The sequence below is a fragment of the Novosphingobium sp. BL-S-33 genome (assembly GCF_056857025.1).
In genome coordinates, this window is record NZ_CM166474.1 from 227,260 (window position 1) to 248,588 (window position 21,329).

Genomic DNA, 21,329 nt, shown 5'->3' on the forward strand with positions numbered 1-21,329 from the left:
GTTCAGTCGAGCGGTTTGAGCGGGGCTTCGGGGATCAGCTCCTTGCCGATCGTCGCGGATTCGGTGGCGGGGGCCACGGTGGCGTTCTCGGCATAAGTCTTGCCGTCGAAGGGCAAGCGGCGAATGCCTTCAGTCACGCCGCCACCGGCGACCGTCACCGCCAGATCGCGCCAGCCATTGGTCTTGGTAGGCAGCACGCCCACGGGAAGCTGAACCACGCTGATCTCGCTGACCTTGCGCAAATCCGTCCCGTCGCGCTTCAGCACCACGAGGTTGCAGCCGCCGGTACCGCACAGCATCGGGCCGCCGAGATAGGCGAGCACTTCGGGCGTGCCGTCGCCGTCCAGATCGACCTCGGCGGTGGCGTACTGCAACTTGCCAAGGTCACTGGAGACCGCCTCCTTGTTATGAGCGCGGATCCAGTCCTCGACCGTCATCGGCGCGGCTTCGGTCGGTTCCTCGCTCTCCTCTGCGGCAGCAGAGGCTGTGGGTTCGACCGGCGCCTTGTCCTGCTTGCAGGCGCCAAGCGAGAGGCCGAGGGCAAGGGCGAACACCGAGGCAGCCCGGATGCGGAGTGAAGTTGTCCTTCTCATTCAGCAAGGTTAGCCGCTTGTTTGTCCTGCCCGCAAGGTCGGTCCGTCGCATGTCCGACACGGGCGGAAGACAAGGAAAAGGCCCCCGGCGTCATACGCCGGAGGCCCTCCGCGACCCGCCGGGCTATCGGCGGCGTATCAGCAATCTCGCGGGGCGATAAATCAGCCCCAGAAGAAGTTATTATAGACGGTCACGACACGGCCCGAGCGCATGTCCACCATGGCAACGTCATTGCCGTAGCGAACCCAGCGGTGGCCGGCGCGCGGCGGGGCCAGGCGGTAGCGGCCATAGTCGTTCACCCAGTAACGATTACCGTAATAGGCCGGGGCGAAGCGGTAGCCGACCGAAACGGGGCGATAGGCATAGCCCCGCGGGCCGACATAGGCCGGACGGCGATAGTCGTTACGGTGGGCCTGACGATAGTCGCGCCAGTCCTCATGCATTTCGCGGCGATCATTACGCGCCTGGCGGTAGTCTCCACGCCGTTCGTCGTGGCGCACGTCGCGCTGGTCCTGCCGCACTTCGCGCATCGACTGGGCGGAGGCCATGGTGGGAATGGCCAGGCTGGGGACCGCGACGCTTGCTGTCAGCACCGCCATGATGATCTTGCGCATTATGGTTCTCCTTGAAATGGCGACCTTCTTTCGGGTGTTGCCCGATAAGTTCAGTTTCTAACCCCGCTACATGAACGGGGTTGCAATGATCTGTGCAGGAATCGGTCAGAAGTGTCGCTGGCTTGCGACAAACCGTTCAAACCGCGCCGAAATCCGGGGTTATCCCCCAGGAAGCGGGCAATTTTCGAAAACCCCCGCCTTGCGCGCAGCGACGCGCGGAGCCATCTTCGGGACAGAACGAAGCATCCTCACCCGAAAGGAGCGCATGGCCCGAAAAGCAGCCCGTGCCGGAGATCCGGCGCAGTTCCGCCCCGAAACCAATCGCAGGGCGCGTGCCGAGGTCGAGTTCGACGAGCCGACGCTGCTTGGAGCCGTGTTCGGCCAGTTCGATTCCAATCTCGTGCAGGTGGAAAACCGGCTTGGCGTCTATATCTCGGCGCGCGGAAACCGCATCCAGATCGAAGGCCCCGAAGATTCCGTCGCCCGCGCGCGCGATACGATCAAGGGCATGTATCACCGGCTGGAAATGGGCCAGGATCTCGATTCGGGCGCAATCGAATCGCTGATCGCGATGTCCTCGGAACCGACGCTGGAAGGGATCATCAGCGGCGATGCCGGCGCACCGCCGATCATGATCCGCACCCGCCGCAAGACCATCGTGCCGCGCTCCGCCACGCAGATCGAATATATGCGCGCACTGGCCCGGTCCGACGTGATCTTCGCGCTCGGCCCGGCTGGTACCGGCAAGACTTATGTCGCGGTGGCGCAGGCGGTTTCGCAGTTGATGACCGGCTCGGTCCAGCGCCTGATCCTCTCGCGTCCTGCGGTCGAGGCGGGCGAGAAGCTGGGCTTCCTGCCCGGCGACATGAAGGACAAGGTCGACCCTTACCTGCGCCCGCTCTACGATGCGCTCTACGACTGCATGCCGCCCGAGCAGGTGGAACGCCGCCTTGCCAACGGCGAGATCGAGATCGCACCGATCGCCTTCATGCGCGGCCGCACGCTGGCCGATGCCTTCATCATCCTCGACGAAGCGCAGAACACCACGCGCGAGCAGATGAAGATGTTCCTCACCCGCTTCGGCCAGAACAGCCGCATGGTCGTTTGCGGCGACCCCCGGCAGGTCGACATCCCCGGCGGCGACCGCATGAGCGGCCTTGCCGACGCGGTGCAGCGGCTTGAAGGCGTGGATGGGATCGACGTTACCCGCTTCACCTCGGCCGACGTTGTGCGCCATCCGATCGTCGGGCGGATCGTTGAGGCTTATGAGGGTAAGCCGGAATAGGAAGAACAAGCGGGGTCCCCGCCTTCGCGGGGACGACGTGATTTTTGGGGCCGATGTTGGCCGTGCCCAACGTCGGTTTCAAATTGGCGGTGGTTTGCGAACTGACAGTGGTCTCGAACCATCCGCAGTTTCAAACCACCGGCGACCGCGAACTTTGCGCTAAAACTCGACCGTTAGCTTTGAACAAAAGGCCGTACAAAAACGGAAGGCCGCACAAAAAAGCACCGTCGCCCCCGCGAAGGCGGGGGGCCCCGCTTTTCTGGCGTCACAGCACCCCGCCAAGCCGATCGAACATGTCCTCCCAGTCTGGGTTGATCGTCTCGATCAACGTGATCTTCCACTCGCGCCGCCATTTCTTGACCGCCTTCTCCCGGCGAATCGCATATTCGATTTCGTCGTACCGCTCGGCGTAAACCAGCCTTGTGAAACCGTATTCGCGGACGAACACGGACCCCGAACCCTCACGGTGCTGCCAGATGCGGCGTTGGAGATGCGCGGTGACCCCGGTGTAGATGCCTCCGCGATAACGGTCGCTGGTCATGTAGAGCCAGCCGCCTTTCTCCATGTCGATGGCTCCAAGAAAAGCGGGGCCCCCGCCTTCGCGGGGGCGACGAAACTTGTGTTGCAGATGCTGTCCACAAAGAGATCGATTGCCAGTTAAATCCCCGCTACTTACCTACGTCATCCCCGCGAAGGCGGGGATCCCGCTTCCTTTTCTCTCCCCTCCGCTCGACCGGACGCGCGTCTGCGCGTAAGGACCCGGAAATGGACCTCGAAATCGACATCGAAGCACCCTGGCCCGCGGAAACCGACTGGGCCGACCTTGCCGAACGCGCGCTCGAAGCGCTGGTCGAGGTCGCGCCCGAGCTGGACAACCAGCGGCTCATCACCAGCCTGCTGTTCACGTCGGACGAGGAAGTCCACGTCCTCAACCGCGAATGGCGCGCCAAGGACAAGCCTACCAACGTGCTGTCCTTCCCCATGCTGGATCGCGCCGACCTACTCGCCCTCGCCCCCGACGGACCGCCGGAGATGCTGGGCGACCTCGCTCTCGCCTGCGAGACCTGCACGCGCGAGGCAGCGGAAAAGGGCATTTCGGTCGAAAACCACGCCACCCACCTGATCGTCCACGGCCTGCTGCACCTTGCCGGGCTCGACCACGAGATTTCCGAGGCCGATGCGGTGGCGATGGAAGCGCTGGAAACAAAGGCCCTTGCCCTGATCGGCATTCCCGACCCATATGGGGATCGAATTTAACGTCAGGGATAACCAAGCACGATGGCCGAGAATGGCCGCCACACCGAGCCCGGCTCGGGAGAAGGTGACAGTACCGGCACGCTCTGGCGTGTCTTCCGAAGGCTCTTCCAGAACGACGTCGATCAGTCGCTCCGCGCGCAGATCGAAGGCGTCATCAACGAGCACGAGGGCGACGCCGAGGAAACCAGCGCCGCCAAGGGCGATCTTTCGCCGCTGGAACGGCAGATGCTGCGCAACCTGCTCCACTTCAGCGAGCATGATGCCGATGACGTGGCCGTACCGCGCAGCGAGATCGTGGCGATCCCCGCTTCGGCCAAATGGGCCGATGTGATCGAGGCCTTTGCCGAGCACGGCCATAGCCGCATGCCGGTCTATGGAGATTCGCTCGACGCCATCAAGGGCATGATCCACATCAAGGACGTGTTCCCGATCCTCGCGCGCGGCGAGCAGCCGCCCGAGGACTGGACCACGCTGCTGCGCCAGCCGCTCTACGTGCCGCAATCACGCGGCGCGCTGGACGTGCTGGTCGACATGCGCGCCCAGCGCACGCATCTGGCCGTGGTGATCGATGAATATTCCGGCACCGACGGCCTCATCACGATCGAGGACTTGGTCGAAGAAATCGTGGGCAACATCGAGGATGAGCACGATGATGCCCCCGAAGAGTTGCTAATTTCGCAAGAGAGCGGTATCTGGGACGCCGACGCCCGCGTCGAGCTTGAGGATGTGGCGGAACGGATCGATCCGCGCCTCGCCGAAGTCGAGGAAGCGGTAGACACGCTGGGTGGCCTGGCATTCGTCCTGGCCGGCGGTGTCCCGGAAGTCGGCACGGTCCTCGAACACGGCAGCGGCTGGCGGATCGAAGTCACCGACGGCGACGAACGGCGCGTGACGCGGCTTCGGCTCCATCCGCCCGCCCCGGAGGCGGCCGAAACACCAGATTAACCCCGGCGTCGCCATTCCGGTCGGCGCTGTATTCCGAGTGAAAAGACGAGACATTGCCAGTACGCCGACTCCCCCCGCTGCGCGCGCTTGAAGCCTTCGTCCGCGTCGTCCGCCTTGGTTCGGCCAAGGCGGCGGCTAACGAACTGGCGCTTTCCCCCTCCGCCCTCTCGCGCCGCGTTGCCGCGCTGGAGGATTTCACCGGCAAGCGCCTGTTCACGCGCCAGCACCAGTCGATGAAGCTGACCGACGAAGGCATGGCCTTCTACAACGTGGTCGGCCCCAAGCTGGAAGAACTCGCGGAGGCCGTGGAATCGCAGATCGATCGCGGTCAGGTGCTGCGCCTGCACTTGGGCGTGCCGTCGCTGTTCGGCGGCCAGCGTCTGTTCCCGCGCCTGCCGGAACTGCGCAAGCTGCACCCGCGCCTGCACATCGACATCGATACCGGCACGCACCTTGAAGACCGCGTGGGCGACACTCTGGACGCCGCCATCATCCTCGCCAAGGAACCGGACCCGGCCTACTATCGCATCCAGTTGGACCACAACAAGGTCTACGCCATCACCTCCAAGGAGATGGCGGCCGAGATCGGCAATGTCCCGGACGAGGCGATCCTGTCCAAGCAGACCTTCCTGATCCATCAGGACCTGCCCGAGAGCCTCGACGCCTGGAAGCAGGCGATGGGCATGAACAAGCTGGAGCCCGCCTCGGTCGACCGTTTCGATTCCGGCCAGCTGGTGCTGGAAGCCGCGGCGCAGGGCCTTGGCATTGCCATCATGCACGACGACCACTTCCGCCGCAGCCATGACAACCGCCTGGCCCGGCTGTTCGACGTCGATGTCGAGAGCCCCTATCGCTACTGGTTCGTGTGCAAGCCGAAGGCGCTGGAGAGCCGCCCGGTGCGCATCTTCCACGAGTGGCTGCTGCAAGCGGGCCTCTGAGTTTTCAGACTCCATCACACCGCTGCAATTCTGACGTCGCCCCCGCATCGCGGAGGGCGACGTTTTTTTTGGTTCACGCAGAGACGCGGAGGCGCAAAGATGTCGCGCTTGCGGCAACGTCGCTCTGCCACCGATAGACCGGGGGTGCCAAGCCCTCACGAATTCGCGTCATTGGGCGCCCTCTCTGCGCCTCCGCGGCTCTGCGTGAATCCTTTTCGAAGCGCTACGCGCGCTGAGGTCATGGCAACCACCTGACCTTGCGGTAATTTCATTCCCCATCCCCGCATGGCGAACTATGCAGCTTCCCGCGAAATCCTTCGCGTGATCCGGGATTTATCCATGCGTCCTGTTCTTGCCGCCGCTGCGGCTCTATTCCTCACGTCCGCGCCTGCCTTGGCTGCAGAGCCCGCTCAGGCACCTGTTGCTGTCGTCACCGATCCCGCACGGTTGGCCGCTGCGCAGCGTGCCGTCGACCATGTCTTTCCCGCCGGCACCTATGCGCGCCTGATGAACGGCACGATGGACAAGATGATGGACAGCATGATGGATTCCATGATGCATATGCCGATCAAGGATTTCGCGGGCATGACCGGGGTGGATACCTCAAAGCTCAGCCCTGCTTCGCTTCAGGAGATCATGGATATCTATGATCCTTCCTTCAAGGAACGCATGAAGGTCGTTACCCATGCCGTCATGGGGCAGTTGGCCGACACGATGAACGAAGTCGAACCGGACGTCCGCGAAGGCCTCGTCGAGGCTTATGCCGCCAAGTACAGCACCGCGCAGTTGGGCGATATCAACGCCTTCTTCGCTACGCCGACAGGCAACGAATTCGCCGCCAATTCCTACCTCATCATGATGTCGCCGGAAGTCATGGCCAAGATGCAGGGCATGGTTCCCAAGCTCATGAAGATGATGCCGGCAATGGGGGAAAAGGCGAAGGCCGCCATGGCTGACCTTCCGCCGGAACGCACATACGCGGACCTCTCGAAGGCGGAAAAGGCAAGGCTTGCCCAGATCCTCGGCATTTCCGAAAGCGAACTCGAAAAAAGCGAGAAAGCCAAGGCGACGAAGTCCAAGTCATAAACGAAAAAGGGGCGGTTCCTCACGGAACCGCCCCTTCGCAATTTCAGGCGTTCGGGAAGGATCAGCCTTCCGAAATGGTCGCCTTCACGATCTTGCCCGGCTCGCGCGGCGGCTCGCCCTTGGGCAGCGCGTCGACGTTTTCCATGCCTTCGACCACCTGGCCCCAGACGGTGTACTGCTTGTCCAGGAAGCGTGCATCGTCGAAGCAGATGAAGAACTGGCTGTTGGCCGAGTGCGGCGCGCTGGTGCGGGCCATCGAGCAGACGCCGCGCACGTGCGGCTCGGCGTTGAATTCGGCCTTGAGGTCAGGCTTGTCCGAACCGCCCATGCCGGTGCCGTTGGGGCAGCCGCCCTGCGCCATGAAGCCCGGGATCACGCGGTGGAACTTGATGCCATCGTAGAAGCCCTCGCCCACCAGTTCCTTGATGCGCTCGACATGGCCGGGCGCAAGGTCGGGGCGCAGCTTGATCTTGACGTCGCCGCCTTCGCCATTGCCGGTGTCGAGAGTGAAGGTCAGAAATTCGTCGGCCATCGCAATAGTCTCCAATGTTGTCCGTCCGCGCAGAACTGGCCGCGCGGCACTGGCTTGCGACCGATATAAGGCGGATGACCGTAATGTCACGTCCACCTGAATTTGTGCCCCAATTTGCGCACATTTCCCTGCCCCGGTTGCAATTGCGGATTTGCCGCTTAGACCGGCCAGCATGACGGAAACGGATCTTCAGGAAGAGCAGAAGGATCGCGCGTTGGGTGCGCAGGACGCTCCTCCCGATCCGGAGCCTGAATCCGGCCGCGATTCGGGCAAGGATTCGGATAGCCTCGACCGCGACAACCATCTGAAATCCGACTTCGTGCGCAGCGTGAAGGACGCGCTGCACGACGAGGATTTCGAGCGCGTCTACGACCTTGTCGAGCCGCTCCATCCGGCCGACATCGCCGACCTTTTCGAGCTGTTCGACGAGCACGAGCGCCTCGACCTTGCCCGCGCCATCCGCGACCTGATGAGCGTGGAGGTGATCGCCGAACTCAACGACTGGGTGCGCGAGGCGCTGGTCGAAGCGCTGCCCGCCGACGTCGTGGCCGAGATCGCCGAACAGCTGGACACCGACGACGCCGTCGCCATGCTGGAAGACCTCGACGAGGAGGACCAGCAGGCCGTCCTTGCCGAGATGGAGCCGGAAGACCGCGCGGCCATCGAAACCGCGCTGTCCTATCCCGAGGAATCCGCAGGCCGCCTGATGAGCCGCGATTTCGTCGCGGTGCCCGAGTCCATGACAGTGGGCGACCTTATCGATTTCCTGCGCGAGCATCGCGAATTGCCGACCGAGTTCTGGGAAGTGTTCATCGTAGATCCGATGCACCGCCCGATCGGCACTTGCGCGCTTTCGTGGATCCTGCGCACCCCGCGCAACATCCCGCTGGGCGATGTGATGTCGCGCGACCAGACGCTGATCCCAGCCGACATGGACCAGGAAGAAGTCGCGCTGCGCTTCCAGAAATACGCGCTGATCTCGGCGGCGGTGGTCGATGGTGTGGGCCGCCTGATCGGCCAGATCACGGTCGACGACATCGTCCACATCATTCAGGAAGAAGCGAGCGAGGACATCCTGCGCCTGTCCGGTGCAGGCGACGGCGACATCAACGAGCCGATCCTCGTCACCGTGCGCACGCGACTGGCGTGGCTGGTGGTCAACCTCGGCACGGCGATGCTGGCCTCCAGCGTGGTCGGGCTGTTTCAGGGCGCGATCACCAAGTTCGCGCTGCTGGCGGTCCTGATGCCGATCGTTTCGGGCATGGGCGGCAACGCGGGCACCCAGACACTGGCCGTGGTCGTGCGCGCGATCGCCACCAACCAGCTCACCGATTCGAACACCTGGCGCATGATCTTCCGCGAATTCCGGATCGCGATGACCAATGGCTTTGCCCTTGGCGCGCTGATCGGCACGGGGACGTGGCTGCTGTTCAACAACCCGCTGCTGGGGGCGGTGATCGCGACCGCCATGCTGGTGAACAACCTGACCGCAGGGCTGGCCGGCATCCTCGTGCCCGTCGCGCTCGACCGGTTCCGGATCGACCCCGCCGTATCCTCAGCCGTGTTCGTGACCACGGCGACGGATACGATGGGCTTCTTCTCGTTCCTTGGGCTGGCGGTGTTGACCGGACTGGCGTGATCGCTGGGCTCGCGCTCGGCGGAAGGGGGAAACCGCCCGTCGGATACACAGCGATCAAAGGCATCAAAATTTTCCGTCATCTCCGCGAAGGCGGGGATCCCGCTTCTCTTGTGAGGGTCGAGAGCTTGTAAAGGCAGCGGGGCCCCCGCCTTCGCGGGGGCGACGAAATTGCAGTGGCCTGCTCGTAAACCGTGTTCCTGAACGAGACCGGCGGCAACGTCCCCTCCCAGAACCACCACCTCTAACCCGCTCAGCCTGAGCCTGTCGAAGGCCCGGGGACGAGGCGCCACGCCTCCCCATCCTTCTACAGGCTCAGGATGAGCGGAGTGGGTAGGCACCCGCCAGCCGCAAAGCTTTGCACAAAACCCACTGGCCCTCACCCCCGCGCGCTCCTATCTAGCGTCGATGCCGCTGCACATGACCAAGATCGCCTTCTCCGCCGAGAGCCCGGCGGACCTTCGCGCATGGCTGGAAAGCCACGATGACGTGGGCGAGGCACGGCTCACCACGCGCTATCTGCCCAAGCGGCACGAAGAGATGGTCGGCGGCTCGCTCTACTGGATCTACGAGCACGCGCTGATCGGCCGTTCCGAAATCCTCGGCTTCGAGCAGCGCGACGATGGCCGCTGGTGGATCCGGCTGGCGCCGCAACTCGTGCCCGTCGTCACCAAGCCCAAGCGCGCGCATCAGGGCTGGCGCTATCTGGCCGAGGCCGACGCCCCCCGCGACCTTCAGGATGGCGAGACCGCCGGCGATGCCATGCCGCCCGCCCTCGCCCGCGAACTGGCCAAGCTCGGACTGGTCTAGCTCTAACGCTCTGGCCTCGATCCATGGCGCGCAGCGGCCGCCCCGTCGCTTGCACTTGAAAGGCGGGCAAGGCTCCACTAGCCTCCGCCCGTCGCCTCATAATCCAGATTCGCCCATGTTGTCCGAAACTTGCCGGACGACCCGGGCGCGCGTGTTCGACTTTCCTCTCCTCCCCAACATGACGGAAAAGGACCGAGCCATGAGCTTCGTCACCACCAAGGACGGCGTTGAAATCTTCTTCAAGGACTGGGGCCCCAAGGAGGCCCAGCCGATCATGTTCCACCACGGCTGGCCGCTTTCGGCCGACGACTGGGACGCGCAGATGCTGTTTTTCCTCCAGCACGGCTTCCGCGTGGTCGCCCATGACCGGCGCGGCCATGGGCGGTCTACGCAAGTGAGCGATGGGCACACGATGGACCACTATGCCGCCGATGCTTTCGCGGTGGTGGAGCATCTTGACCTGCGCAACGTCGTGCATATCGGCCATTCCACCGGCGGCGGCGAAGTGGCGCGCTATGTCGCGCGACATGGCCAGCCTTCCGGGCGCGTGGCCAAGGCCGTGCTGATGAGCGCGGTTCCGCCGCTGATGCTCCGGACTCCGGAGAATCCGGGCGGCCTGCCGATCGAGGTCTTCGACAGCTTCCGCGCCGGGCTCGCCGCCAATCGTGCGCAGTTCTATATCGACGTGCCGAGCGGGCCCTTCTACGGCTTCAACCGCCCCGGTGCCGAGGTAATCCAGGGCGCCATCGACAACTGGTGGCGGCAGGGCATGATCGGCAGCGCCAAGGCGCATTACGACGGCATCAAGGCCTTCTCGGAAACCGACCAGACCGAGGATCTGAAAGCGATCACCGTGCCCACGCTCTGCCTGCACGGGGATGACGATCAGGTCGTCCCGATCGACGATGCCTCGCGCAAGTCGGTCGAACTGCTGCCGAACGGGTCGATCAAGGTCTATCCCGGCTATCCGCACGGCATGCACACGACTCATGCGGACGCGATCAACGCCGATCTGCTGGCGTTCATCCAGAGCTGACCGGTAGAGGGCAGGCTAACACTTCCATCGACCCGTCGCCCCCGAGAAGGCGCGGGCCCCGCTGCCTTTTTGCTACGCCGCAAGAAGAAGCGGGTTCCCCGCCTTCGCGGGGATGACGGGTGGAACACGGGCGCGTCGTAGTGGAACGCACTGTAATTTGACGCAAAGCGACGAAACGGTCAGCATCATCGGTTGATCCGCCGCCTCGTCGCTTTCGCGCTGTGCCTTGCACTCCCGCTATCCGCCGTCGGGGCCGCAACTCCGGCTCCGCCGCAGATCCTGACCGAAGACGTCGACCGCTTCTTCCGCCTCTACGACGCAGCGAGCGGACATCCCACTGCCGAGCAACTGGACAACGATTACCTCAGCCCCGGTACGTCGGGCCTGCACGAGATCGCGAAACTGCGTACCGTCACCGGGCCCCGGATCGCCGCCAATATCGCCGCTCATCCCCAAGTCTACGAGAAAGCCCGAAGCTGCCTTGCCGTGCTACCCGCCGTGAAGCTGCGGCTGGCCAAGGCTTTCGCTAAGCTGGCGGCGCTCTATCCCGACGCGAAGTTCCCGCCGGTGACGTTCGTGATCGGACGCGGGCGGCCGGTCGGACTCACCGACGACAGCGGGGTGACCATGGGGCTGGAGGCACTCTGTTCGGCGGACTTCATGGACCCGAATGTCGAGAACCGCTTCGTCCACACGATCGCCCACGAATACGGGCATATCCAGCAATCGGCTGCGCAGCAGGCGCTCGAACCCGATGCGCCCGGCGCGACGGTGCTGGCGATGTCGCTGATGGAAGGCACGGGCGAGTTCACCGCCAAACTGATCTCCGGAGGCGTCGGCGATTACCAGCATGCGGCATGGACGAAGGGCCGCGAGGCCGAGATCGATAACGCCTTCCTGCGCGATATGGACAAGACCGATCTCTCGGCGTGGATGTACAACGGCGTCGGCGACCCGGCGCATCCCGGCGATCTGGGCTACTGGGTCGGCTACCGGATCATCAAGGCCTACTACGCCCGTGCGCATGACGAGAAGCAGGCCCTGCGCGAAATCTATGCGATGCGCGATCCCAAGGCGTTTCTGACCGAGAGCGGCTGGAAGCCGGGGATGACCATTGCGGGCTAGATCCCGCCGGCTTCCCGCCCGAATCTCGCGCTTTTTCGAACATCGAAATTGGGCATGATGCAGAGAGGCACGCGCCGTGCCGCAATCTCTTTATCGGACGGCGCGGTAACCGCAGCCTTGGAGAAGAACGCGGCTTGTCCCGAAACGACACTCCTCCGCGTCTCTGCGTGAACCCATTTTTCTTTTTCAGTGCCGGGTTCGATGAACGGCGGAAATTGCCCAAAAGTTGGCTGCCTCACCTTCTCACACCCCTCTCATCCTGAGCCTGTCGAGGGATGGAACCTCGCGCCCCGCCTCCGGGGGCTTCGACAAGCTCAGCCTGAACGGGTTGGGAGGTCAGTCAGTCAATTGGCAAGGCGGTGATGGCTGTTTTGGCCCCGGCAGGATCGCGGGGCATGGCCGGATTAGAGAAGATGCGCCCCCTCCTCCTCCACGTCATCCTGAACCCATCTCGCGCCCGGCACTGCACTTTGATCCGCAACGCGCGCTCGCCGCGCCCTTCCCCCGCCGTTCGGAACAGGCCGAGGAATGGATCCTGAAACAAGTTCAGGATGACGTTTCGCGAGGAACTACCCTTCTTCCATCGTCATCCCAGCTTCCGCAATGACGGAGAATCCGGAACGTCCACTCCGACTCAAAACCGCGCGCACAAACGAAAAGGCCGGAAGCGGTTGCCCGCTTCCGGCCCTCTCCTTGAGAACAAGCCCGATAAATCAGAACGGCAGCTTGTAGAACCGCACCGCGTTGTCCTGCAGAACCTTCTTCTTGGTGGCGAAGTCGTAACCGCCCAGTACGTCCTTGATGTGCGCCTGCACGCCCGGATAGAGCGAGGTGGGGTGCGGGAAGTCGGTTTCGAACATCACGTTGCCCACGCCGATGGTTTCCAGCAGCAGCTTGGGTGCGATTTTCTCGAACCAGAAGGTGCACATGAAGTGATCGCGGAAGTAGTCCCAGGGCTGCTTCTTCAGCACGTTGCGCTTGCTGGGCAGCATTTCCTGGAACTGGTGTTCCAGCGCTTCCACCGCGAAAGGCACCCAGCCCATGCCGCTTTCGATCAGGCCGATCTTGAGGTTCGGGTGGCGGTCCAGACGGCCCGAGACCATCCAGTTGCCCAGCGTTGCCGCGTTGCCGATCGAGAACATCGTGGCGACCACCGACAGCGTCTGCTCGAACTGGAAACCTTCCCAGGTCAGCGTGTTCGGGTCGATCGCGGCGTTGAGGTGGAAGTTGAGCGAGATGCCTTCGGCGTCGATCATCTCCAGGAACGGCGTCCAGTATTCATGGTTGAAGCTGGGCACGCCGACGCGTTCGGGGGTGTCGGGCAGCACGAAGCCGCGCAGGCCCATGTCGATGCAGCGGCGGGCTTCCTTCTCCATCTCCGCCTTGTTCCAGAACGGCAGGTGCGCCATCGGAAACAGACGTTCACCCGATTCGCGCTGGTAGTCAGCGTTGAAATCGTTGAACGTCTTCATGATGGTGACGGCCAGATCGTCATCGCCCAGCGTCATCAGCATGCCCGCCTGGGTGACGCCCGAGTTCTGGAAGCAGATCTGCGCATAGACGCCCATGTCGTCCATCGCCTGAAGACGCGGGGCAATCTCGTGACCGCCCGGATGCGCTTCTTCCAGCGTCGGGAAAGCGAGGCGGCCGAGCAGCTTGTTGTTGTCCTTGCGGATCACGTTGCCGCCCAGCGAACCGCAGTTGCGGTCCCCAATATACCACCGGTCGACGCCATCGGCATCGCGCTTCACGAAAGGCATCTTGCTCTTCAGGCCGATCGGCGCGCGGTCGGTGAACAGCGTCGGCGGTTCGCTGAGGTGGGTGTCGGTATCGACGATCTTGATGCCTTCCAGCGACGGGTCGAGCCCGCCCGACTGGGTGGCGTAGTCCACCTCGCGGATCACCCCGCCCCTGGTGTAGCCTTCGGAGGACCAGTACTTGCGTGCCGAGTCCTTCATTTCCTTGGTGTCTGCGTCGGCCATGGCCGTATCTCCCAAAAACGTATTGAGGACTCATGTCGCAACCCATGGGGCTGCAATCAATCGATGAGCCTAACGCCGAGACGATGAATGGCCTTGGTGCCGGTCGGGGACTGCACGGCTGCCTTGCCGCGCCTTGCCGCCGGAAGGATGCCCGGGCATCCATGACCTCGGGAGAGACCATCATGCCACAAATGCAGACGCTCGACGATATCCGTGTCGAATTCGATGCCCCCGACAACGTGCCGAAGGACCGGATCGTCGATCTCGGCTTCGCGATGGGCACCCTGCCCAACGATCTTGTCGACCCTTACGAACCCTGCGGCTGGCTTTCCGGGCCGGAGATTCCGCGTCTGCTGTTCAACCCGCCCTCGATGCACGGCCTCGGCGCCATCAGCGGCAACCGGCGCGGCAACTGGGTGGTCACGCATTACGAGGATATCGAGCGCGTCTATTCGGACAACGAGCACTTCTCGAACGCCGGAACCGCCGAATTCCAGCGCCTGATCGGAGAGACGTTCAAGTCCATCCCGCTCGCCATCGATCCGCCGGACCACCAGAAGTACCGGCTCTACCTGATGCCCTACTTCAGCCCCGCGCGGATCACCCGCGAGCTGGAGCCGTCCATCCGCAAGATCGTGACCGAGATGATCGATGCCGTCGCCGACAAGGGCGAAGTGGATATGGCGTGGGACTTCGCGCGGGTCTATCCGGTGCGCATCTTCATGGGCCTGATGGGCTTCCCGGACGAGAAGTTCGACCAGTTCCTCGATTGGGAGTGGGACATCCTCCACTCCGGCAGCCTCGAAAAGATGCAGGCGGCGCTGCGCGGCGTGCTCGAATTCCTGCGCAGCTTCATCGCCGAGAAGGAAGCCAATCCGGACGAGCACCTCGTCTCGTCCATCGTCCATGGCCGGATCGAGGGCCGCGGGCTGACCGATGACGAGAAGATCGGCATGGTCTGGTTCCTCTGGCTCGGCGGGCTCGATACCGTGGCCGCCACCATCGCGCAGATGTTCCGCCGCATGGCGCTCCAGCCCGAATTGCAGCGGCGCATCCGTGAGAATCCGGAAGTGATCAACTCTGCGGTCGAGGAATTCCTCCGCACCCAGCCGATCCTCTCTTCCGCGCGCTCGGCAACGAAGGACTTCGAGTGGCACGGGATTCAGGTGAAACAGGGGGATTCGTTCTCCTGCCTCAATCCCTCCGGCAACTTCGATCCCACGCGCTTCGAAAACCCGCGCGAGTTCGACCCCGAACGCAAGGCAAACCGCCACTTCACATTCGTCGGGGGCGTGCACATCTGCCTTGGCGCCCACCTTGCCCGGCGGGAACTGCGGCTGCTGCTGGAAGAATGGTTTGCGCGCATACCCGAATTCCGGGTGAAGCCGGGCGCAGACACCACGGTATTCCCCGGCCTGCTCTCGATCCGCAACCTGCCGATCGTGTGGGATGTAACGTAAAGGGAACGCGGAATTTCCGGGAGGCCTGCCGTCCCGGATCCGCGATCTTCTGGCGCGCGAAGGCCTGTTCCTGTTCCGGGAACCGGAAGAGCGGCCTGCGCCTCCGTGCCTGATCGGGAATGGTCTTTAGTGATACCGGCGGCAGCACAACCGCGTCAGATCGACGCGGGCTGCCGCAAGTTGTTCAGGCTTTGACGCTTCTAATAATTCGACTGCGAGCTGTAATACTCTGAAGAAAAGAGTTTCCTGACCCCTGCTAGCGAAACCGACTTCATAATTGTCCATGTAATCTAACAAAGATACACACTCCTGCATATCGTTTGCAGCTGTCTCCCATGGGCAGTGATAAGTATCGAATATCATCTCGCAGCGACCCCTCGCGCTTAATATTTGTCCAACCAATCCGCTTCGTTCGGCGCGCCCCTAACATTCTTATTTCATTATTCAAATTACAAAACGTTCAGCGATTGATATCATTTAGGTATCGGCATACAACCCTATAGGTATTAGATTGGTCCGTGGCGCCGGGGTGGAAAAATGCGATAAAAAGCGGACGGCGACGGGCCTCGCGCCGACAGATAATTTCTGAGCGTACTTATTATTTAGGCAAATTAGTAATTTGCGACAGATGCGAGGCAGTCGCAGTAAGAAAAGTTTGCAGATTTTATTTCCCGGGCACTGCTCGATGGGCGCTAACAGCCGCCCGGAATCGCCATTCACGCCATCGCGCTGATGGTCGAGCGGAAGCGGGCCAGCGCAATCGCGAAGAACGCCGCGCCAATGCCGATGGTGGCCGCGAACTGCGGCCAGACCACGTCGAACCCCGCGCCCCGGAACAGGATAGCCTGCCCCAGTTCGACGAAATGCGTAGTCGGCGCGAGCTGCATCACGTTCTGCACCAGCTCCGGCATCGATTCGCGCGGCGTACTCCCGCCCGACAGCATCTGGAGCGGCAGCAGCACCAGGATCATCAACATGCCGAACTGCGGCATGTTGCACGCGATGGTGGCGAGGAAAATGCCCATCGAGGTGGTCGAAAACAGCACCAGCCCGGCGCCGGCGAAGAACAGCGGCAGCGATCCCGCGATCGGCACCTGCATCAGCGCCCGCACCACCAGATTCACCGACAACGCCGAGGCCAACAGCACCACCAGCGCCATCGACCAGACTTTCGACATCATGATCTCGAACGGCGTCAGAACACCGCGCCAAGTTGCACTCGACCAACCCCATCGAGCGCCTCTATGGCGAGATCAAACGGCGGATTGAGGTCGTCGGCACCTTTCCGAACGAAACCGCCATCACCCGCTTCGTCGGAGCCATCATTGTGGAACAGTCCGACGAATTGGCCGTCCTGCGCGCGTTACATGACGCCTGAAACGATGCCCCCGCTCAGCGACAATCCCATTGTTATGCTGTCGGCAGTAATCGGCTCAGGCCGATACCGCAAAGCAAGGCGGCCCAGAAAAACTTCACCACCTCTCGGGACACGATCGGCCGGCCGAAGCTCCCGTCAATCTTGATAAGTTGGGAGGCGATAGCGGGATCGGCTATTGCGCACGAATACGTTTGTGACGGCCGAGTATCGCCAGCAAACGGCGCAGGCGATCCCCGGCCGAACCGCCCATTTCCGCACCAAACTGACGCAGGCAAGAAAAAAGGCCCGGAAGCACTGGGCTTCCGGGCCAAGGAATGTGGCTGCTCTTTTCAGAGCCGCCTTCGGGTCGCACCCTCTTCCTACCTGAGGCAAAATCCACACCGTGTGACCGAAATCACGCTCCGCAGGGAATCACGACTTCCGCCCCATGGCTAAAATCGGTTAAGCGCGATCGGGTGGGTTCAGTCGCAAGGGGTGCGACGAAGGGGCTGGTTTTTGGATTCCGACGAGAAAATCGAGATTATCCGCACGATCTTTCGGTGCGACCGCCTCTCGGCCGAGAAACTCGCCCGCGTGATGATGCCCCATCGACTTGCCACAAGGGATATTTTGGCCCGCCAGGGCGAGGAATCGCACCATTGCTGGCTGGTGATCGACGGCGGCGTGCGAATCGAGGCTTTCGGGCTGGAAGGCCAGCGCCAGCAGCTTGCCCAGTATGGCCCCGGCGAATTCTTCGGCGCCTATCCCATGCCGACTGTCCACCGGGCGGAAATCGCCTCGCTGATGGAAACCAACCTGCTGCGGGCAGAGGCCGTACGCATCGCCGAACTCGTGGCGGAAGATGCGCAGATCGGCGCGGGCATGGCCCGCCTGCTCGCCCGCCAGCTGGACCGCGCGCTTGACCGGATGATGGCGCGCACGACCTATTCGGCGGCTGGCCGCGTCTATGCCGAACTGCTCTCGCTGGCCGCCGGTGCCGACCGCATTGCCCCGGCACCCAAAGTGACAATGCTGGCGCTTTCGGCCAATACCACGCGCGAAACTGCCTCACGCGCGATCGCCGCGCTGATCCGGCGCGGGATCATCAGCCGCGACGACCGCGAACTGATCATCCATGCCCCGCGCATGCTGATGGAACTGGTGTGCTGACCGGCAGCGAGTCCTAAGCGCTCGCCTCCGCTAGCCGCGCGGGGAGGTTTGCCCGCAAATGCGCCACCAGCGCGCCGACTTTGGGCGAGAGATGCCGCCGCTGCGGATAGACCGCCCAGATCGGCTCCTCCTCCGGCGCCAGTTCCGCCAAGACTGGCTCCAGCCGTCCCGCCGCGACATGATCGCCAAGGTAGAAGGCGGGCAACTGGCACAGCCCCATGCCCGCCAGCGCCGCTTCCAGCAGGGCATTGCCGCTGTTGCAGCGCCAGCGGCCTTGCGGGCGGAAGGTCGTCCCGCCGGTGAAATGCCACTGCGCCGCCGAGCCGACGAGACATTCGTGATGCCTGAGGTCCGCCAGATCCTGCGGCCGTCCATGCGCATCGAGGTAGGCGGGCGAGGCCAGCGTCACCAGCGCGCGGCTGGCCACGCGTGTCGCCACTAGCCGGGAATCGTCGAGATGCCCGGTACGGATGGCCAAGTCGTACCCCTCCGCGATCAGGTCCACGAGCGCGTTGTCGAGGTCCAGCGTCACCGAGATCGCCGGATAGGCCTGCGACAGTTCACGCACCAACGGCGCCACGAACTTCTCACCCAGCGCATAAGAGCAGGTGACGCGCAAATGCCCGCGCGGCTCGCCCTGGGAGGTGATGGCGGCGATTGCCTCGTCCCGCTCCTCGATCAGGCGGCGGCAGGTTTCGAGGAAGATCTGGCCCGTTTCCGTCAGCCGCAGGGTCCGCGTCGTGCGCAGCATCAGTTGCGCCTGCAACCGCGCCTCCAGCCGCGCCAGCGCCCGGCTCATATGCGTGACGCTGGCGCCATAGGCCTCCGCCGCCAGCGTGAAGCTGCCGTGGCGCGCCACCATCACGAACTCCTCGATCCCGTCCCACTGGCCGAGCATCATTTTCCCTATATGGTGATAATACTTTTCAGAACGGGCGCTTTATCACAGAACTCGCCGGTCCTACAAAACGCGCCAGCAGTTCAAGGAGCATACCCCATGAAGACCCGCGCCGCCGTCGCCTTCGAGGCGAAGAAGCCGCTCGAAATCGTCGAACTCGATCTTGAAGGCCCCAAGGCGGGCGAAGTTCTGGTCGAGATCATGGCCACCGGCATCTGCCATACCGATGCCTACACGCTGGACGGTTTCGACAGCGAAGGCATCTTCCCCTCCGTGCTTGGCCACGAAGGCGCCGGCATTGTGCGCGAAGTGGGCGCGGGCGTCACCTCGGTGGTGCCGGGCGACCACGTGATCCCGCTGTACACCCCGGAATGCCGCCAGTGTAAGTCGTGCCTTTCGGGCAAGACCAATCTCTGCACCGCGATCCGCGCCACGCAGGGCAAGGGCCTGATGCCGGACGGCACCACGCGCTTTTCCTACAAGGGCCAGCCGATCTACCACTACATGGGCTGCTCGACCTTCTCGAACTTCACCGTTCTGCCCGAGATCGCCGTCGCCAAGATCCGTGAAGACGCGCCGTTCCAGTCCTCGTGCTATATCGGTTGCGGTGTCACCACCGGCGTCGGCGCGGTCATCAACACCGCCAAGGTGCAAGTGGGTGACAACGTGGTGGTCTTCGGCCTTGGCGGCATCGGCCTCAACGTGATCCAGGGCGCGCGCCTTGCCGGTGCGGGCAAGATTATCGGCGTGGACATCAACCCGGACCGCGAGGAATGGGGCCGCCGTTTCGGCATGACCGACTTCCTCAATACCAAGGGCATGAGCCGCGAGGACATAGTCGCCAAGATCGTGCTGATGACCGACGGCGGCGCGGACTACACCTTCGACGCCACCGGCAATACCGAAGTGATGCGCACCGCACTGGAAGCCTGCCATCGCGGCTGGGGCACCTCGATCATCATCGGCGTGGCCGAAGCGGGCAAGACCATCGAGACCCGCCCGTTCCAGCTCGTGACGGGCCGCAACTGGCGCGGCACCGCGTTCGGCGGGGCGAAGGGCCGTACCGATGTGCCGAAGATCGTCGACATGTACATGACCGGCAAGATCGAGATCGACCCGATGATCACCCACGTCATGGGTCTGGAAGAGATCAACACCGCGTTCGACCTGATGCATGAAGGCAAGTCGATCCGTTCGGTCGTCGTCTACTGATGGAGACGGTCTCCACCAACCGGGCTTTCGGCGGGGTGCAGGGTGTCTACACCCACGCCTCCGCCGAGACCGGCACGCCGATGACCTTTTCGGTTTTCGTGCCCGAGCATGCACCGGGCACGAAGCTGCCGGTGCTGTGGTATCTCTCGGGGCTGACCTGCACCCACGCCAACGTCACCGAAAAGGGTGAGTTCCGCCGTGCCTGTGCAGAGCATGGCGTGATCTTCGTCGCCCCCGATACAAGCCCACGCGGCGACGATGTGCCGGATGACGAAGGCTATGACTTCGGCAAGGGCGCCGGCTTCTACGTCGATGCGACCGAGGAGCACTGGAGCGCAAACTTCCGCATGCGCGCCTACATCGAGACCGAGCTTCCCGCCGTGATCGCCGAGCACTTCCCCGCCGACATGGCGCGGCAGGGCATTACCGGCCACTCGATGGGCGGCCACGGCGCGCTGACGATCGCGTTGCGCGATCCTAGTCGGTTCCGCTCGGTCAGCGCCTTTGCGCCGATCGTCTCGCCGCTGAACTGCCCCTGGGGCGAGAAGGCGCTGACGGGCTACATCGGCGCGGACCGCGCAGCATGGCGCGAGTACGACGCCTGCGCCCTGATCGAGGACGGCGCGCGCCTGCCGGACCTGCTGGTGGATCAGGGCACGGCCGACGGCTTCCTCGAAGGTCAGCTCAAGACGCATCTGCTGGAAGAGGCTTGCGCCAAGGCCGGCCAACCTGCGACGATCCGGATGCAGGAGGGTTACGACCACTCCTACTACTTCATCTCCAGCTTCATGGCCGACCATGTGGGCTGGCATGCGGAGAGGCTGAAGGCATGAGCGCTCACGACAGCATCGCTCTGATCGCGAACTACTACGATGCCTTCAATCGCCGCGATGCGGAGGCGATGCTGGCGTTGTTGGCGGAGAACGTCGTCCACGAACCCAGTCAGGGCCAGCCGCGCCGCGGCAAGGCGGCCTTCGCCGAGTTCCTCGCGCACATGAACCGCTGCTATCGCGAGCATGTTCACGAGCCCGTAGTTCTGGCCACGCCCGATGGTTCGCATGCCTCGGCCGAGTTTCGACTTACAGGGGAATATATCCAGACTGACGAGGGACTGCCGGAGGCTTCGGGCCAGTCCTATGCCTTGCGCGTGGGGGCGTTTTTCGACGTCGAACTGGGGCGCATCGCGCGGGTTTCGAACCACTACAACCTTGCCGACTGGATCGCGCAGGTTGAGCGAGGCTGAGGCTTCGTCCGGATCACTAAACCTCACCCATAACACCCCGTCGTCCCCGCGAAGGCGGGGACCCCGCTTGTTCTTGCGGCCAAGCGAAAAGGAAGCGGGGACCCCGCCTTCGCGGGGGCGACGGTATGTTTTGACGAAGCGGAGGGGGC

The 21,329-nt window shown here is 63.3% G+C and carries 21 protein-coding genes and 1 pseudogene; 15 read left to right on the top strand and 7 right to left on the bottom strand.

The window, feature by feature from the left end:
* Window positions 1-2 precede the first annotated feature (2 nt).
* Both AC1VVM_RS01000 and AC1VVM_RS01005 read right to left on the bottom strand, forming a co-directional pair.
* Window positions 3-554: a hypothetical protein gene (locus AC1VVM_RS01000; RefSeq protein WP_482904897.1), complete on the bottom strand. Its 552-nt coding sequence runs from the start codon at window positions 552-554 to the stop codon at window positions 3-5.
* A gap of 201 nt (window positions 555-755) precedes the next feature.
* Complete coding sequence (locus AC1VVM_RS01005) at window positions 756-1,208, bottom strand: RcnB family protein (protein ID WP_132387273.1); 453 nt, start codon at window positions 1,206-1,208, stop codon at window positions 756-758.
* A 265-nt stretch (window positions 1,209-1,473) separates the two neighbouring features.
* Between AC1VVM_RS01005 and AC1VVM_RS01010 the strand changes: the two genes are divergently transcribed.
* A complete protein-coding gene (locus AC1VVM_RS01010; protein WP_132387275.1) occupies window positions 1,474-2,493 on the top strand; it encodes a PhoH family protein in 1,020 nt (339 codons plus the stop codon).
* A 265-nt stretch (window positions 2,494-2,758) separates the two neighbouring features.
* Here the strand turns inward: AC1VVM_RS01010 and AC1VVM_RS01015 are convergent, their stop codons facing one another.
* Window positions 2,759-3,058, bottom strand: a complete 300-nt coding sequence (locus AC1VVM_RS01015; RefSeq protein ID WP_482904898.1) for a GIY-YIG nuclease family protein — start codon at window positions 3,056-3,058, stop codon at window positions 2,759-2,761.
* A 200-nt stretch (window positions 3,059-3,258) separates the two neighbouring features.
* Here AC1VVM_RS01015 and ybeY point away from each other — a divergent pair, with 200 nt between their 5' ends.
* The 4 genes from ybeY to AC1VVM_RS01035 all read left to right on the top strand — a co-directional run bounded on the left by ybeY (window position 3,259) and on the right by AC1VVM_RS01035 (window position 6,719).
* Window positions 3,259-3,750 carry an rRNA maturation RNase YbeY gene (gene ybeY, locus AC1VVM_RS01020; RefSeq protein WP_482904899.1) on the top strand — a complete coding sequence of 164 codons (492 nt, stop codon included), beginning with the start codon at window positions 3,259-3,261 and terminating at the stop codon, window positions 3,748-3,750.
* A 21-nt stretch (window positions 3,751-3,771) separates the two neighbouring features.
* Window positions 3,772-4,695: a hemolysin family protein gene (locus AC1VVM_RS01025; RefSeq protein WP_482904900.1), complete on the top strand. Its 924-nt coding sequence runs from the start codon at window positions 3,772-3,774 to the stop codon at window positions 4,693-4,695.
* A gap of 53 nt (window positions 4,696-4,748) precedes the next feature.
* The gene (locus AC1VVM_RS01030; RefSeq protein ID WP_132387283.1) at window positions 4,749-5,633 is read left to right on the top strand and encodes a LysR substrate-binding domain-containing protein; all 885 of its coding nucleotides are present in this window, start codon (window positions 4,749-4,751) and stop codon (window positions 5,631-5,633) included.
* 339 nt (window positions 5,634-5,972) lie between these two features.
* Window positions 5,973-6,719 (top strand): DUF2059 domain-containing protein, encoded by a 747-nt coding sequence (locus AC1VVM_RS01035; RefSeq protein WP_482904901.1) that lies wholly within the window; start codon window positions 5,973-5,975, stop codon window positions 6,717-6,719.
* A 61-nt stretch (window positions 6,720-6,780) separates the two neighbouring features.
* On the opposite strand, the gene AC1VVM_RS01040 is transcribed toward AC1VVM_RS01035, so the two are convergent.
* Entirely contained in the window at window positions 6,781-7,251 is a 471-nt protein-coding gene (locus AC1VVM_RS01040; protein ID WP_132387287.1) for a peptidylprolyl isomerase, read from the bottom strand.
* 172 nt (window positions 7,252-7,423) lie between these two features.
* Here AC1VVM_RS01040 and mgtE point away from each other — a divergent pair, with 172 nt between their 5' ends.
* The 4 genes from mgtE to AC1VVM_RS01060 all read left to right on the top strand — a co-directional run bounded on the left by mgtE (window position 7,424) and on the right by AC1VVM_RS01060 (window position 11,858).
* The gene (gene mgtE / locus AC1VVM_RS01045) at window positions 7,424-8,890 is read left to right on the top strand and encodes a magnesium transporter (protein ID WP_482904902.1); all 1,467 of its coding nucleotides are present in this window, start codon (window positions 7,424-7,426) and stop codon (window positions 8,888-8,890) included.
* A 405-nt stretch (window positions 8,891-9,295) separates the two neighbouring features.
* Window positions 9,296-9,697, top strand: coding sequence for a DUF1489 family protein (locus AC1VVM_RS01050; protein ID WP_132387291.1), 402 nt, complete (start codon window positions 9,296-9,298; stop codon window positions 9,695-9,697).
* 199 nt (window positions 9,698-9,896) lie between these two features.
* Window positions 9,897-10,733, top strand: coding sequence for an alpha/beta fold hydrolase (locus AC1VVM_RS01055; protein ID WP_482904903.1), 837 nt, complete (start codon window positions 9,897-9,899; stop codon window positions 10,731-10,733).
* A 192-nt stretch (window positions 10,734-10,925) separates the two neighbouring features.
* Window positions 10,926-11,858: a gliding motility protein GldB-related protein gene (locus AC1VVM_RS01060; protein ID WP_482904904.1), complete on the top strand. Its 933-nt coding sequence runs from the start codon at window positions 10,926-10,928 to the stop codon at window positions 11,856-11,858.
* A gap of 713 nt (window positions 11,859-12,571) precedes the next feature.
* On the opposite strand, the gene AC1VVM_RS01065 is transcribed toward AC1VVM_RS01060, so the two are convergent.
* Window positions 12,572-13,840 (bottom strand): amidohydrolase family protein, encoded by a 1,269-nt coding sequence (locus AC1VVM_RS01065; RefSeq protein ID WP_132387297.1) that lies wholly within the window; start codon window positions 13,838-13,840, stop codon window positions 12,572-12,574.
* Window positions 13,841-14,022: 182 nt separating this feature from the next.
* Between AC1VVM_RS01065 and AC1VVM_RS01070 the strand changes: the two genes are divergently transcribed.
* A complete protein-coding gene (locus AC1VVM_RS01070) occupies window positions 14,023-15,300 on the top strand; it encodes a cytochrome P450 (protein WP_482904905.1) in 1,278 nt (425 codons plus the stop codon).
* 716 nt (window positions 15,301-16,016) lie between these two features.
* Here AC1VVM_RS01070 and AC1VVM_RS01075 read toward each other — a convergent pair.
* On the bottom strand, window positions 16,017-16,478 hold the full coding sequence (locus AC1VVM_RS01075; RefSeq protein WP_482955628.1) for an ABC transporter permease: 462 nt from the start codon (window positions 16,476-16,478) through the stop codon (window positions 16,017-16,019).
* A 23-nt stretch (window positions 16,479-16,501) separates the two neighbouring features.
* Between AC1VVM_RS01075 and AC1VVM_RS01080 the strand changes: the two are divergent.
* A pseudogene (locus AC1VVM_RS01080) lies at window positions 16,502-16,718 on the top strand (transposase); the annotation flags it as partial.
* A gap of 455 nt (window positions 16,719-17,173) precedes the next feature.
* A complete protein-coding gene (locus AC1VVM_RS01085) occupies window positions 17,174-17,827 on the top strand; it encodes a Crp/Fnr family transcriptional regulator (protein ID WP_482904907.1) in 654 nt (217 codons plus the stop codon).
* Between the two features lie 13 nt (window positions 17,828-17,840).
* On the opposite strand, the gene AC1VVM_RS01090 is transcribed toward AC1VVM_RS01085, so the two are convergent.
* Entirely contained in the window at window positions 17,841-18,728 is an 888-nt protein-coding gene (locus tag AC1VVM_RS01090) for a LysR substrate-binding domain-containing protein (RefSeq protein ID WP_482904908.1), read from the bottom strand.
* Window positions 18,729-18,824: 96 nt separating this feature from the next.
* Between AC1VVM_RS01090 and AC1VVM_RS01095 the strand changes: the two genes are divergently transcribed.
* The 3 genes from AC1VVM_RS01095 to AC1VVM_RS01105 are packed head-to-tail and all read left to right on the top strand — an operon-like array spanning window position 18,825 to window position 21,180.
* Window positions 18,825-19,937: an S-(hydroxymethyl)glutathione dehydrogenase/class III alcohol dehydrogenase gene (locus AC1VVM_RS01095; RefSeq protein ID WP_482904909.1), complete on the top strand. Its 1,113-nt coding sequence runs from the start codon at window positions 18,825-18,827 to the stop codon at window positions 19,935-19,937.
* Window positions 19,937-20,770 carry an S-formylglutathione hydrolase gene (fghA, locus tag AC1VVM_RS01100; protein WP_482904910.1) on the top strand — a complete coding sequence of 278 codons (834 nt, stop codon included), beginning with the start codon at window positions 19,937-19,939 and terminating at the stop codon, window positions 20,768-20,770. Before AC1VVM_RS01095 ends, fghA begins: the two co-directional genes overlap by 1 nt.
* On the top strand, window positions 20,767-21,180 hold the full coding sequence (locus AC1VVM_RS01105; RefSeq protein ID WP_482904911.1) for a ketosteroid isomerase-related protein: 414 nt from the start codon (window positions 20,767-20,769) through the stop codon (window positions 21,178-21,180). The genes fghA and AC1VVM_RS01105 overlap by 4 nt, the downstream gene beginning before the upstream one ends.
* Window positions 21,181-21,329 lie beyond the last annotated feature (149 nt).